Origin of the sequence: Streptomyces sp. NPDC090741 (assembly GCF_044769045.1) — a bacterium.
Classification (GTDB): Bacteria; Actinomycetota; Actinomycetes; order Streptomycetales; family Streptomycetaceae; genus Streptomyces.
Genome location: NZ_JBIVXF010000005.1, coordinates 393005 through 407185, shown reverse-complemented (window position 1 = coordinate 407185; position 14181 = coordinate 393005). Strand labels below are relative to the sequence as shown.

Annotated in this window: 11 protein-coding genes, 2 tRNA genes and 1 pseudogene; all 14 read left to right on the top strand. The window is 72.8% G+C overall.

The annotated features are described in order from the left end of the window. The first annotated feature begins 127 nt into the window (after positions 1–127). Entirely contained in the window at positions 128–295 is a 168-nt protein-coding gene (locus tag ACIQU4_RS16860; protein ID WP_037836848.1) for a hypothetical protein, read from the top strand. A 68-nt stretch (positions 296–363) separates the two neighbouring features. Next, a complete protein-coding gene (gene nadD, locus ACIQU4_RS16855) occupies positions 364–981 on the top strand; it encodes a nicotinate-nucleotide adenylyltransferase (protein ID WP_134075459.1) in 618 nt (205 codons plus the stop codon). Between the two features lie 24 nt (positions 982–1005). Then, the gene (locus tag ACIQU4_RS16850; RefSeq protein ID WP_403730616.1) at positions 1006–2679 is read left to right on the top strand and encodes a LytR C-terminal domain-containing protein; all 1674 of its coding nucleotides are present in this window, start codon (positions 1006–1008) and stop codon (positions 2677–2679) included. Positions 2680–2809: 130 nt separating this feature from the next. Beyond that, positions 2810–3256 carry a ribosome silencing factor gene (gene rsfS, locus ACIQU4_RS16845; RefSeq protein WP_053689035.1) on the top strand — a complete coding sequence of 149 codons (447 nt, stop codon included), beginning with the start codon at positions 2810–2812 and terminating at the stop codon, positions 3254–3256. Beyond that, the gene (locus ACIQU4_RS16840; RefSeq protein WP_403730965.1) at positions 3253–3909 is read left to right on the top strand and encodes a histidine phosphatase family protein; all 657 of its coding nucleotides are present in this window, start codon (positions 3253–3255) and stop codon (positions 3907–3909) included. Before rsfS ends, ACIQU4_RS16840 begins: the two co-directional genes overlap by 4 nt. Positions 3910–4021: 112 nt before the next feature. Further along, positions 4022–4094, top strand: a tRNA-Ala gene (locus tag ACIQU4_RS16835). Positions 4095–4238: 144 nt separating this feature from the next. Then, positions 4239–4472 carry a hypothetical protein gene (locus ACIQU4_RS16830; protein WP_008738908.1) on the top strand — a complete coding sequence of 78 codons (234 nt, stop codon included), beginning with the start codon at positions 4239–4241 and terminating at the stop codon, positions 4470–4472. Positions 4473–4641: 169 nt separating this feature from the next. Continuing rightward, positions 4642–4714 (top strand) — tRNA-Ala (locus tag ACIQU4_RS16825). Between the two features lie 248 nt (positions 4715–4962). Continuing rightward, positions 4963–7833, top strand: coding sequence for a leucine--tRNA ligase (gene leuS, locus ACIQU4_RS16820; protein ID WP_403730613.1), 2871 nt, complete (start codon positions 4963–4965; stop codon positions 7831–7833). A 142-nt stretch (positions 7834–7975) separates the two neighbouring features. Further along, entirely contained in the window at positions 7976–8719 is a 744-nt protein-coding gene (locus ACIQU4_RS16815; protein ID WP_403730610.1) for a hypothetical protein, read from the top strand. Positions 8720–8830: 111 nt separating this feature from the next. Then, on the top strand, positions 8831–9676 hold the full coding sequence (locus ACIQU4_RS16810) for a DegV family protein (protein WP_385583399.1): 846 nt from the start codon (positions 8831–8833) through the stop codon (positions 9674–9676). A gap of 98 nt (positions 9677–9774) precedes the next feature. Then, the gene (locus tag ACIQU4_RS16805; protein WP_403730607.1) at positions 9775–10776 is read left to right on the top strand and encodes a helix-hairpin-helix domain-containing protein; all 1002 of its coding nucleotides are present in this window, start codon (positions 9775–9777) and stop codon (positions 10774–10776) included. Continuing rightward, positions 10773–13145 (top strand): annotated as a pseudogene (locus tag ACIQU4_RS16800) (ComEC/Rec2 family competence protein); the annotation flags it as partial. The gene ACIQU4_RS16805 and the pseudogene ACIQU4_RS16800, both read left to right, overlap by 4 nt. A gap of 136 nt (positions 13146–13281) precedes the next feature. Further along, positions 13282–14163: a YceI family protein gene (locus tag ACIQU4_RS16795; protein ID WP_403730604.1), complete on the top strand. Its 882-nt coding sequence runs from the start codon at positions 13282–13284 to the stop codon at positions 14161–14163. The last annotated feature ends 18 nt before the right edge of the window (positions 14164–14181 follow it).

The window sequence follows — 14181 nt, the reverse complement described above, 5'->3', positions numbered from 1 at the left end:
TGATCGGCCTGAGTGCTCCTGCGTCTATCCTCTCCAACGCCTGAGTCGGCGTGAGCGTGCCCCAGGCCCCCGCATACGATGTGAGCGAAGTCTCCGCCCGCTCCCCGACTCGATAGGTATCTGCCTGATGAGCCTCTCCTCCACCGCCCACAACCTGGTCGTTCTCGCGTCGGAGGGCGCCGAGCAGCACGGCGGCAACCACGACAGCCTGAACCCGTACCTCACCGGCGGCGGCGCGCTGTTCATCCTGCTCCTGATGCTCTGGGTGACCACGCGCCTGAACCGCGACCGCTGAACCGGTCGTCACGCTCCCGCTCGATCGCGGGTCCGCACCGCTCCGCCGGGCCAGTAGGCTCTGCGCTCATGGGAGAGCAGGAGATGCCTACCGGCCCGGTCAAGCGCCGGCTCGGCGTGATGGGCGGGACATTCGACCCGATCCACCACGGACACCTGGTGGCCGCCAGTGAAGTGGCCGCCCTGTTCCACCTCGACGAGGTGGTGTTCGTACCGACCGGCCAGCCGTGGCAGAAGTCGCAGCGCGCCGTGTCCCCCGCCGAGGACCGCTATCTGATGACGGTCATCGCGACGGCCTCGAACCCCCAGTTCTCGGTGAGCCGCATCGACATCGACCGCGGCGGGCCGACGTACACCATCGACACCCTGCGTGATCTGAGCGCCCTCAACGAAGACGCCGACCTCTTCTTCATCACCGGTGCCGACGCCCTCGCCCAGATCCTGACCTGGCGCAACGCCGACGAGCTCTTCTCGCTCGCCCACTTCATCGGGGTCACTAGGCCGGGCCACGTGCTCAGCGACGACGGGCTCCCCGAGGACGGCGTCTCCCTGGTGCAGGTGCCCGCGCTGGCGATTTCGTCCACGGACTGCCGCACCCGGGTCGCCCAGGGGGATCCTGTCTGGTATTTGGTGCCCGATGGTGTGGTGCGCTACATCGACAAGCGTGAGCTGTACCGGGGAGCCTGAGCTTCCGGAGAGAGGGGCCCCGCGGTGAACGACCGACAGGATCAGTACGACCGGTACGATCCGCACGCAGCCAAGGAGCAGCAGCTCATCGGCTACGACCCGTACGGGCGGCCGGTGTACGGCCAGGTGCCCGCGCAGCCCGCCCCCGGGCAGCAGTACGAGCAGGCGTACGAGCAGCAGCAGTACGGCTACGACCCCCAGGGCTACGGCGAGCAGGCGCAGCAGGCGTACTACCAGCAGCCGCAGCAGCAGCCGGCCGCCCCGGAGTACGGGCAGCAGGAGTACCCCCAGGCCCCCGCCTACGGGTACGACGCGCAGCAGGCCGAGCAGTGGATCCCGCAGCAGGCCGCCCCCGAGCCCCCCGCGGCCGAGCAGGAGCCGCCGCGCCCCGACCGGGTCCCCGGACCGCGCCGGCCCGAGGGCGGGCCGTCCGATCCGGACTACCGCACCGAGCAGTTCGCGTTCATCGACCAGCCGGACGAGGACTCCGAGGACGTCATCGACTGGCTCAAGTTCACCGAGAGCCGGACCGAGCGCCGCGAGGAGGCCCGCCGCCGCGGCCGCAACCGGGTGGTCGCCCTGATCGTCGTCCTCGCCCTCTTCGTCGTCGCGGGCGTCGGCTACCTCTGGTACGCGGGCAAGCTGCCGTTCCTCGACGGCCCCGGCCAGAAGAAGGGCGCCGCGGCCGCCGCCGGACCGCAGAAGCGCGACATGATCGTCGTCCACCTGCACAACACCAAGAAGGGCGGCACCTCCACGGCGCTGCTCGTCGACAACGTCACCACCAAGAAGGGCGCCACCGTCCTGCTGCCGAACGCGATGGGCGTCGCGAAGGACGACGGCACCGGCACGGCCCTCGGCAAGGCGGTCGAGGAGGGCGGCCTCGGCGTACGGGACTCCCTCGACTCGGTGCTCGGCACCCACATCGGCGGCACCTGGCGCCTGGACACCCCCTTCCTGGAGAACCTGGTCGAGCTGGTCGGCGGCATCGAGACCGACACCGACGTCGCGATCCCGGCCGACGACGCCGCCAAGATCCCGGCCGTGGGGCAGGGCCCGAAGCAGCACCTCAGCGGTGCGATGGCCGTCGCGTACGCCACGTACCGCGGCCAGGGCGAGCCCGAGGCCAAGCAGCTGGACCGGCTCGGCAAGGTGCTCTACGGGGTGCTGCGCAAGGTTCCCGGCGACGCGAAGTCGGCGACCGTCACCGTCGAGAGCATGGGCCAGATCCTCGACCCCTCCCTGAACGCCCAGACCCTCGGCGCCCTGCTGGCCAAGCTGGGCGAGCACGCGAAGGAGGGCGCGTACCGCACCGACGTCCTCGCGGTGAAGCCGGACGGCACGCTCACCGACGACGCCAACAAGACCGTCGTCAAGGAGGTGCTCGGCGGCAGCTTCACGGCGGCCCAGGCCGGCGCCGCGCCGCGCGTCGGCCTGAAGGACGCCACGGGCGACGACAAGACGCAGATCGCGGCGAAGGCGGCGCTGCTGAACGGCGGCTACACCTTCGTGGACGGCGGCAAGGCCGACAAGACCCAGCCCGCCACGCAGATCACGTACCAGGACGACGCGCAGCGGACCAAGGCGGTCGACGTCGCCAAGACGCTGGGGCTGCCGGAGACCGTCGTGAAGAAGGGCGAGAACGCGGTGAACGCCGACGTCGTGGTGACCCTGGGCAAGGACTACAAACCGTCCTGACCAGGCCCGGGCCGGGCCTGACCCGGCCCTCGGGCGGTGCCCCGGCCCGCGCGGGACGTTCCGCGCGGGCGGGGTCGGCGGTACATGAGACCCTTGTATGGATCTGCCCGCCAACCCGAAAGCATGGCCAGTGACCGCCACGGACCGCTCCATCGAGCTCATCACCGCCGCCGCCCAGGCCGCGGCCGACCGGCTCGCGCACGACATCATCGCGTACGACGTCAGCGACGTGCTGTCGATCACCGACGCCTTCCTGCTCGCCTCGGCGCCCAACGACCGCCAGGTCAAGTCGATCGTCGACGAGATCGAGGAGCGCCTGCTCAAGGACCTCGGCGCCAAGCCGGTGCGCCGCGAGGGCGACCGCGACGCCCGCTGGATCCTGCTCGACTACATCGACATCGTCGTCCACGTGCAGCACAGCGAGGAGCGGGTCTTCTACGCGCTGGAGCGCCTGTGGAAGGACTGCCCCGAGATCGAGCTGCCCGAGGACGCCAAGCTCACCAAGGGCAAGGCGGAGGAGCACGCCAAGCTGCGCGAGGCGGCGGGCGACGAGGACCTGGACGGTGATCTGTTCTGAGCGCGACCGCCACCCGCAAGACGGGCCGGAAGATCGTTCTCTGGCGGCACGGCCAGACCTCGTGGAACCTGGAGCGCCGCTTCCAGGGCTCCACGGACATCGAGCTGACCGAGACGGGTGTGGCGCAGGCGCGCCGCGCCGCCCGGCTGCTCGCCTCCCTGAAGCCGGCCTCCATCGTCGCCTCGGACCTGCGGCGGGCCTCCGCCACGGCCGCCGAGCTGGCCGCCGTCACGGGCCTGCCCGTGACGCACGACGCCGCGCTGCGCGAGACGTACGCCGGTGAGTGGCAGGGCCTCACGCACGAAGAGATCATCGCGAAGTACGGCGAGCAGTACGCGGCGTGGAAGCGCGGCGAGCCCGTCCGCCGAGGCGGCGGCGAGCTGGAGACCGAGGTCGCCGACCGGGCGGCGCCGGTGGTGCTGGAGCACGCCGACCGACTGCCGGAGGGCGGCACGCTCGTCGTGGTCAGCCACGGCGGAACCATCCGTACGACGATCGGCCGGCTGCTGGGCCTGGACGCGTACGACTGGGAGGGCCTGGGCGGGCTCTCCAACTGCTGCTGGTCCGTCCTCGGCGAGGGCGCGCGCGGCTGGCGTCTGATGGAGCACAACGCCGGCACGCTGCCCGAACCGGTGCTCGGCGACGACGACTGAGCCCGCCTCAGGGCGGCTCCCATCCGGATTTCACTTTCCGGCTGGTCGCAGGCTAGAGTTCTTCTTGTTCGCAGCGCGGAACACCGGAAACGGGGGGAGCGCGGCGGAGAGCGGGGCTATAGCTCAGTTGGTAGAGCGCCTGCATGGCATGCAGGAGGTCAGGAGTTCAATTCTCCTTAGCTCCACAATCAGGATCCCGTCCCCAACAGGGGGCGGGATCCTTCCGTTTGTTCCTTCGGTGCCTGCTGACCTGCCCCGCACCCGCGTGGCAGAATCGGGATCGCCGGAGGGGGAGTCGACGGCCCGACGTGGGAGGGAGTCGCTGACGGATGGGTGCACACCGGCGGCGGTGCGACTGGTGCAACAACGGCACGCCGATCGTGCGGGACATGGACCCGGTCAACCCCGACTACCAGTACTGGTGCGAGGAATGCGCGCGGGCGCTGATCATAAAAGGCGACCCGATCGAGACGTACCGCGAGCTGGAAGGGGAGCCGATCTACGGGCGGCTGCTCGACGAGCACTGCACGCTCAAACGGTTCTACCAGTTCGCGAGAGCGTAGCGACGGGATCCGGGGCGCGGAGCCGCAGCACGGAAGAGGGGCGAACCGGGCGAAATCGAGCGCCCGGAAACCGATTTTTGGACCTGGGCCATGACCGTGTAATGTTCTCGATGTCGCCAGGGGGAACCGGCAAGGGAAACCGAGCAAGGGCCCGGCGGCAGAGAAACAAGGGGCTATAGCTCAGTTGGTAGAGCGCCTGCATGGCATGCAGGAGGTCAGGAGTTCAATTCTCCTTAGCTCCACAGAAGAGAAGCGGGTCACCCGGATCGGGTGGCCCGCTTCTCGTTGTCCGGAGCGGTCGAGCGGTGGTCTGGGCCGCTGCGGTACCCTGGCGCCATGCGTGCCGTACGCCTTCTGCTTACCGAGCCGCGCTGATCAGTACCGACCCTGCGAGACGGTCGGCATCGGCGCGGCGCCCCCTCCTGTGCGAGGGGTTTTTTCGTTTGGGCAGGCAGAGACGGCAGAGACGATCGATGGAGCTTCAGAAATCATGAGCGAGACGAACACCCCGGCCCCCGAGGCGGCCGAGGCGCACCGTTACACGGCTGCCATGGCCGCCGACATCGAGGCACGCTGGCAGGACGTATGGGACGCGCAGGGGACGTACGAGGCCCCGAACCCGACCGGCGACCTGGCCGGTGACGCTGCGGTCGTCGCGCGCCCCAAGAAGTTCATCATGGACATGTTCCCGTACCCGTCCGGTGCGGGCCTGCACGTCGGCCACCCGCTGGGGTACATCGCCACCGACGTCTTCGCCCGCCACCAGCGGATGAGCGGCCACAACGTCCTGCACACCCTGGGCTTCGACGCCTTCGGCCTGCCGGCCGAGCAGTACGCCGTGCAGACCGGCACGCACCCGCGCGTCTCCACCGAGGCGAACATCGAGAACATGAAGGTCCAGCTGCGCCGGCTGGGCCTGGGCCACGACAAGCGCCGCTCGTTCGCGACGATCGACCCGGACTACTACAAGTGGACCCAGTGGATCTTCCTGCAGATCTACAACTCCTGGTACGACGCGGACGCGGCCAAGGCCCGCCCGATCGCCGAGCTGGTCGCCGCCTTCGAGGACGGCTCCCGTGAGGTTCCCGGGGGCCGCTCCTGGGCCGCCCTGACCGCGGGCGAGCGGGCCGACGTACTGAACGAGTACCGGCTGGCGTACGCCTCGGACGCGCCCGTCAACTGGTGCCCCGGGCTGGGCACCGTACTGGCCAACGAGGAGGTCACCGCGGACGGCCGCTCCGAGCGCGGCAACTTCCCGGTCTTCAAGGCCAAGCTGAGCCAGTGGAACATGCGGATCACCGCCTACGCGGACCGCCTGCTGGACGACCTGGACGCGCTGGACTGGCCCGAGGCCATCAAGCTGCAGCAGCGCAACTGGATCGGCCGCAGCGAGGGCGCGCGCGTCGACTTCGCGGTCGGCGACGACGCCATCACCGTGTTCACCACCCGCCCCGACACCCTGTTCGGCGCCACCTACATGGTGCTGGCGCCCGAGCACGGGCTGGTCGAGAAGATCGTCCCGGCCGCGTGGCCCGAGGGCACGCACCAGGTGTGGACCGGCGGCGCCGCGACCCCCGGCGAGGCCGTGGACGCGTACCGCAGGCAGGCCGCCGCGAAGTCGGACGTCGAGCGGCAGGCCGAGGCCAAGGACAAGACCGGTGTCTTCACCGGCGCGTACGCGGTCAACCCGGTCAGCGGCGACCTGGTCCCGGTCTTCATCGCGGACTACGTGCTGATGGGCTACGGCACCGGCGCCATCATGGCCGTCCCGGCGCACGACGGCCGCGACTTCGAGTTCGCACGCGCCTTCGAGCTGCCGATGCGCTGCGTCGTGGATCCCTCGGACGACCGCGACGCCGACCCGGCGGAGTGGGACGACGCGTTCTCCTCGTACGACGGCACCATCGTGAACTCGACCGGCGAGGGCGTCTCCCTGGACGGCCTGGGCGTCGTCGAGGCGAAGGCCGCCATCACGGCCTGGCTGGCCGAGCAGGGCATCGGCGAGGGGACGGTCAACTTCCGGCTGCGCGACTGGCTGTTCAGCCGCCAGCGCTACTGGGGCGAGCCCTTCCCGATCGTCTACGACGAGGACGGCGTCGCGCACGCGCTGCCCGCCTCGATGCTGCCGCTGGAACTGCCCGAGGTCGAGGACTACTCGCCGCGCACCTTCGAGCCGGACGACGCCACCTCGAAGCCCGAGACCCCGCTGTCGCGGAACGAAGAGTGGGTCAACGTCGAGCTGGACCTGGGTGACGGGCGCGGGGTGCGCCCGTACCGCCGCGAGACCAACACCATGCCCAACTGGGCCGGTTCCTGCTGGTACGAGCTGCGCTACCTGGACCCGAACAACGCCTCGGCGCTGGTGGACCCGGAGATCGAGCAGTACTGGATGGGTCCGCGCGAGGACGCGCCGCACGGCGGCGTCGACCTGTACGTGGGAGGCGCCGAGCACGCGGTGCTGCACCTGCTGTACGCGCGCTTCTGGTCGAAGGTGCTGTTCGACCTGGGCCACGTCTCCTCGGCCGAGCCGTTCCACAAGCTGTTCAACCAGGGCATGATCCAGGCGTACGCCTACACCGACGCGCGCGGTGTGTACGTTCCGGCGGCCGAGGTCGAGGAGCGCGACGGCGGCTACTTCTACGAGGGCGAGCCGGTCAAGCGCGAGCACGGCAAGATGGGCAAGTCCCTGAAGAACGCCGTCACGCCGGACGAGATCTGCGAGGAGTACGGCGCGGACACCCTGCGCCTGTACGAGATGGCGATGGGCCCGCTGGACGTCTCGCGTCCGTGGGACACCCGGGCCGTGGTGGGCCAGTACCGGCTGCTGCAGCGCCTGTGGCGCAACATCGTGGACGAGGAGTCCGGCGCGGTCACCGTCGTGGACGGCGAGCCGGGCGAGGACACCCTGCGCGCGCTGCACAAGGCCATCGACGGGGCCGGTGCGGACATGGCGGGGCTGCGGTTCAACACCGCCATCGCGAAGATCACCGAGCTGAACAACTTCCTGACCAAGGCCGGCCGCCCTCTGGAGCGCTCGGTCGCGGAGCGGCTGGTGCTGCTGATCGCCCCGCTGGCCCCGCACATCGCGGAGGAGCTGTGGCACCGCCTGGGCCACACCGACTCGGTGGTCCACCAGGACTTCCCGGTCGCGGACCCGGCGTACGTCGTGGACGAGAGCGTGACCTGCGTGGTCCAGATCAAGGGCAAGGTCAAGGCGCGCCTGGAGGTGCCGCCGACGATCTCCGAGGGTGACCTGGAGAAGCTGGCGCTGGCCGACGAGGCGGTCGTGGCGGCGCTGGGCGGAGCGGAGATCCGCAAGGTGATCGTGCGCGCGCCGAAGCTGGTGAACATCGTCGTGTGACAGGTCGTGTCACGTATGACCCTGCTGGTCAGGATCTAGGGGTTGTCCCGTACGGGCAGGTTGGGGGTTCGATTGGAACCCCCGACCTGCCCGTGGCGTTTACGGTGGAGGGGACGGAGACGGCAGGGGAAGGGAGCCTCTTATGGAGGCGGGCGCGTTGATCATCATCTTTGCCCTGTTGGTGTTGTTCGCCTTCCTGGGGCTGGGTGCCTGGGCGACCGTGAAGGCGGTCGGAGCGGCGAAGCGCGGCGTGGACCGCACGATCACGCAGGCCCGCCGGACCGTGGAGGACACCGCGCTGAAGGCGAAGAGCTTCGGGCAGGTGGGCGTGGCGGGGGCGCTGGCGCAGCTGCGGCTGGACCTGCGGACGTCGATGCGGGCCACGCAGCAGGCGCTGTACCAGGGTGTCCAGGCGGATGCCTCGCTGAAGGAGTCGATCGGGCTGTTCGAGCGGCTGAGCGCGCACGGACACGAGCTGGACGACGAGCTGAAGCGGCTGGAGCAGGAGCCGGACCGGGGGCGGATCGGCGCGATGCTGCCCGAGCTGAAGGAACGGACCGCCAAGATCACGGAGGCGGCGGATTCGCTGCGGTGGGCCGCCCGCGACCGGGCGCGGCGCTTCGCCGAGGACGACCTGTCGGTGCTGTCGGCGCAGATCGAGGTCGAATCGGGGGCGCTGCGGGACTGGTCCCGGGAATCGGTGGACGACCTGGCGGCGGCGGCCGCGGCATGGGACGCGCAGCAGCCGTCCGCGGGGCCCGCGGGGCGTTCCGGCTCCGCCGGGTCCGCCGGGCGGGCTCCGGAGCCGCCGGCGGCCCTGAACCCGAAGCCTCCGCAGACCGGCTACCCGTGGCAGAAGGCGCCGCGGCCGGAAACGACGACCTGAGCCGCGGGCGCTGAGCCGGGACGCTGAGCGGCGGCGTCGCGGCACCCTTCCCGTCCCCCTGGCCAGGGGTCGGGCTGCCGACGTGCCCCCACGGGCGGTAATCTCCGGCTCATGTCCCGCCATGTCGCGATCGTCACCGATTCCACGGCCTACCTGCCTCAACCGGCCATGACGCGGCACGGAATCACCTCCGTCCCGCTGACCGTGGTCCTCGGCGACGAGGCGCTTGAGGAGGGCACCGAGATCTCGGCCCGCAGCCTCGCCCTGGCGCTGCAGAAGCGCCGCCCGGTCACCACCTCCCGGCCCAGCCCGGAGGAGTTCGTACGGGCCTACCAGGCGGCTGCGGAGGCCGGCGCGACCGCCATCGTCAGCCTGCACCTGTCCGCCGAGTTCTCCGGCACCTACGACGCCGCCGTCGTCGCCGCCAAGACCGCCCCGGTGCCCGTCCGCGTCGTCGACACCGGCATGGTCGCGATGGCCCTCGGGTTCTGCGCCCTCGCCGCCGCCGAGGTGGCCGAAGCCGGCGGTTCCGTCGACGAGGCCGTGGCCGCCGCCGAGAAACGGGCCGCCGACATGTCCGCGTACTTCTACGTCGACACCCTCGACTACCTGCGCCGCGGCGGCCGCATCGGGGCCGCCCAGGCCCTCCTCGGCTCGGCCCTCGCCGTCAAGCCGCTGCTCACCCTGCAGGGCGGGCGGATCGAGATGCTGGAGAAGGTGCGCACGGCCTCCAAGGCCATCGCCCGCCTGGAGGAGCTGGCCGTGGAGCGTGCCGGGGCGGGCAGCGTCGACGTGGCCGTGCACCACCTCGCGGCGCCCGAGCGGGCCGAGAAGCTCGCGCAGCGGCTGCGCGAACGCATCCCCGGCCTGGTCGAACTGCACGTCAGCGAGGTCGGCGCGGTGATCGGCGCGCACACGGGGCCGGGGCTGCTGGCGGCGGTCGTCTCCCCCCGCTGATCACCGGAACGAGTGGCGGAGTTATCCACAACGGCCGGGATTTCCACCGGAATTGATAAGTCCGAACTGGGGTCGGGATTCGCCCCTACCGTCGTGCCATGACCCTTCGGACACGTATCTCGCCCTCCTCCGGAGCCACCAGCGGTCCCGGCCGGTCCCGTCTCTCGGACGGGCGGCTGCGCCACCGCCGGGGGCGTCCGCGCCCGCACCACCCCGAGCCCGCCGCGGTGCGCCGCCGGGCCGAAGCCCTGCTCGGCAGCGCCGGCGGGCCGCCGCCGGCGCCACCGCCCGAGGCGGTGCCGCCGGCGCCGCCGAGCCCGGGGCCCGTCATCCGGTCCGTGGCCGATCCGCCGCCCGGCGAGACCCCGGTGGGGATCCCGCTGTCCGGGCAGGCCCCGCTGTCCGGGGGAGCCGTGCTGCGGCTCGCCGTGCGGGAGCGGCTGCCGGTGTGGCTGCAGGCCCGGTGTGCGGTGGAGCCGCGCACGGTGGCCGCCGTGGGGGTGGTGCTGGCCGCCGCCGTCGCCTTCGGGGCGCAGCAGTTCTGGACCGCCCGGCCGCAGCCCGTGGCCGCGCCCTCGGTGGTCACCCCGGCGACGGCACCGGCCCCGGCCCCGGCGTCGAGCCCCGGGGCCCCCGCCGCCGCTGCCGGAGGTGCCGGTACGCGGATCGTGGTGGACGTCAGCGGCAAGGTGCGTGACCCCGGTGTGCGGCGGCTGCCCGCCGGGTCGCGGGTCGAGGACGCGCTGGCCGCCGCGGGGGGAGTGCGGCCCGGTACGGACATCAGCGGGCTCAACCGGGCCCGGGTGCTGGTCGACGGCGAGCAGGTGGTGGTGGGCGCCCCGGCGCAGCCCGCCGTGGGCGGGCCGGGTTCCGGCGCCGGCCCGGGCGCGGGTGCCGGCGGCGCTGCCGGGCCGCTGAGTCTCGGCACGGCCACCGTGGAGCAGCTGGACGGCCTGCCCGGGGTCGGCCCGGTGCTGGCGCAGCACATCGTGGAGTTCCGGACCGCCCGCGGCGGCTTCCGTTCGGTGGAGGAGCTCCGGCAGGTCGACGGCATCGGCGAGCGGCGGTTCGCCGATCTGCGCAAGCTGGTCCGGCCGTGAAGCGCCCCGAGGGGCCGGGCCCGCCGGATCTGCGCCTGGTCGTACCGGCGATGGCCGCCTGGGCGGCGGCCGCCCTCGCCCTCGACGCACCGGCCGGCTGGGCCGCCGCCGGGGCCGGGCTCGGGGTCCTCGGCGCGGGGCTGCTGCTCCTGGCCGCCTGCCGGCGCCCTGAGCCGCTGTGGCGGATTGGCACGGCCGCGGCGGCCGCCCTGCTCTGCGCGGCCGCCGGGGCCGGGGTGGCGGGCCTCCAGCGGGCCGAGGCGCGGGCCGGGCCGGTCTTGGGGCTCGCGGGGGAGCACGCCCGGGTCCTCGCCGAGCTCACCGTCGGCTCCGACCCGCGGTCCGCCCGCGGTGGGAGCGGCCCGCCCGTGGTGGTCCTGGACGCGGTGCTGACCCGGGTGACCGGGCCCGACGGCGCGCAGACCCGGGTCGAGACCCCCGTACGGGTGCTGGCCGGGCATCCGCAGTGGGCCCGGCTGCAGCCCTCCACCCGGGTCGCGGTCGTCGCCCGGCTGGCCCCGGGCCGGGCGGGGGAGCGGGCCGTGGCGCTGCTGCGCCCCGCGGGGGACACCCCACCGCGGGTGACCGGCGGGCCCGACACCGTCCAGCGGATCGCCGGGAGGCTGCGGGCCGGGCTGCGCGAGGCCACCGAGGGGCTCGCCCCGGACGCCCGGGCCCTGTTGCCGGGGCTGGTCGTCGGGGACACCTCCCGGGTGCCGCCCGACCTGGACGAGGCGTTCCGGGCCACCGACCTGCTGCACCTGCTGGCCGTGTCCGGGTCCAACCTGACCGTGGTGCTGTTCCTGCTCATCGGCCCGCCCGCCGCCGCGCAGCGCGTCGAGCGGGGTGGGCTGGCGCCCCGCCTCGGGCTGTCCCTGCGGGCGACGGCCCTGTGCGGGACGGCGCTGACCCTGGCGTTCGTGGTGGTGTGCCGGCCGGAGCCGAGCGTGCTGCGGGCCGCGGCGTGCGGGGCGATCACCTTGCTGGCCATCGCCACCGGGCGGCGCAGATCCCTGATCCCCGCCCTGGCGGCCGCCGCCCTGCTGCTGGTGCTCTACGACCCGTGGCTCGCCCGCAGCCCCGGCTTCCTGCTCTCGGTCCTGGCCACCGGGTCCCTGCTCACGCTGGGCCCGCGCTGGAGCGCAGCCCTGCGGCGGCGCGGGATGCGGCCCCGGCTCGCCGAGGCGCTCGGCGCCGCCGCGGCCGCCCAGGCGGTCTGCGCACCGGTGGTGGCCGTGCTCTCGGCCCGGGTGAGCCTGGTCGCGGTGCCCTGCAATCTGCTCGCCGAGCTCGCGGCGGGCCCGGCGACCGTGCTCGGCTTCGCGGCGCTCGCGGCGGCCCCGCTGTGCATGCCCGCCGCCGAGCTGCTCGCCCGGTGCGCGGGGGTGCCGGCCGGGTGGATCGCCGGCGTGGCCCGGGCCGGGGCGCGGCTGCCGGGCGCGGAGCTGGCCTGGCCGGGCGGACTGACCGGGGGGCTGTTGCTGGCCGCCGCCACCGTGGCCGTCGTGGGGCTCGGCGCGCGGATCCGACGCCGGCCGTGGGTGTGCTCCGCACTGGCCGTGCTGCTGCTCCTGGCCGTACTGCGGCCGCCGCAGTTGACCCGTACGCTCACCCGCTGGCCGCCGCCCGACTGGAGCTACGTGCAGTGCGCGGTGGGCCAGGGCGACGCCGCCGTACTCGCGGTCGGCCCGGGCACGGCCGTGGTGGTGGACGCCGGCCCGGAGCCGGGCCCGGTGGACGCGTGCCTGACCGCTCTCGGGGTGCGCCGGGTGCCGCTGCTCCTGCTGACGCACTTTCACGCCGACCACGTCGGCGGCCTGGCCGGGGTGCTGCGGGGCCGGTCCACGGGTGTGATTCAGACCACCACACTGGAAGAGCCGGCCGCTCAGGCCGAGTTCGTCCGGCGGACCGCGGCGGCGGCGCACGTACCCGTCGTGGCGGCCTCGGCGGGCGAGCGGCGGCGGGCCGGGCCGCTGGACTGGCAGGTGCTGTGGCCCTCGCCGGACGGCCCGCGTCCGGAGGGGCCCAACGACGCCAGCGTCGCCCTGCTGGTCCGCGCCGCGGGCCTGACCCTCCTGCTGCTCGGCGATCTCGAACCGCCTTCGCAGGAAGCCCTCTTGAGGGCCCATCCGGACCTTGGGCCGGTCGACGTCCTCAAGGTCGCCCACCACGGCTCCGCCCATCAGGACCCCGGCCTCCAAGGCCGGATCCGGCCCCGGCTCGCGCTCGTCCCGGTCGGCGAGGGCAACCGCTACGGGCACCCCGCACCGGGCACGCTCGCCCGGCTGCGGGCCATGGGCGCGACCGTGCTGCGCACCGATACCGACGGTTCGATCGCCGTGGCCGGGAGCGGCCCGGGGATGCGGGCGTTCCCCTCACGTCGTCGGCGGCGACGACACGGGCATACCGGACACCGCCTTTCCGTTTGCCCGCAACCCGACAGCATGATCGAATGCGTCTTCGCCAGAGCGGTACAAGTCCACACAGCACGGGGGTGCATCAACCATGTTCAGTCGCCGAAGGGGGATGGAGACGGCCGGAAGTGCCGGTCAGCACACATCCGCGACACTGACGCTGCCTCATACGGCGCGGCTGCTCAGCTGTCGCGTCCTCGACACGGTCCACCAGCCGGTCAGACAGGCCAGGTTCGAGGTGACCGACCCGATCGGCCGGCGCATCGTCAGCGGCGAGACCGACCCGTACGGCGGGTTCACCGCGGCCGTGCCGGAGGGCGAGTACCGGCTCTCCGTCACCGCCGAGGGCTATGCGCCGTTCCACGGGGCGACGCTGGTGGGGGACCCGGCGCAGCCCGGCACCGGGGAGATCGTCCTCGACGCGGTGGAGCCGCCGCTGCTGCCGGCGCCGGGCCACTGGGAGCTCGACCCGGCGCATTCGTCCATCGCCTTCACCGCGCAGCACATCGGCTTCGCCCGGATCCGCGGCCGGTTCAACACCTTCGCCGGCGGGGTGCGGATAGCCGACCGCATGGAGGACTCCTCCATGCACGTGATCATCGACGCGGCGAGCATCGACACCGGCCTGCGGATGCGGGACGACCACCTGCGGTCCGGCGACTTCCTGGACGCGGCCCGGCATCCGACGGTCGAGTTCTACAGCGAGCGGTTCATCCACCGCAGCGGCAGCCGCTGGGCCGTCGCGGGCGCCCTGACCCTGCACGGGGTCAGCCGCTCGGTGACGCTGGACACCGACTACCTGGGCCTCGGCACCGGGTTGGAGGGCGAACCGCGCGCGGCCTGCCGGGCGACCGCCGAACTGCACCGCGAGGACTTCAGCCTGAACTGGCAGTCCGTACTGGCCCAGGGGATTGCGGCGATCGGTTCGAGCGTGGAAGTGGTGCTGGACGTCCAGATCGTGCACAAGGCCTAGAGACGGCCCGCGAGGGGT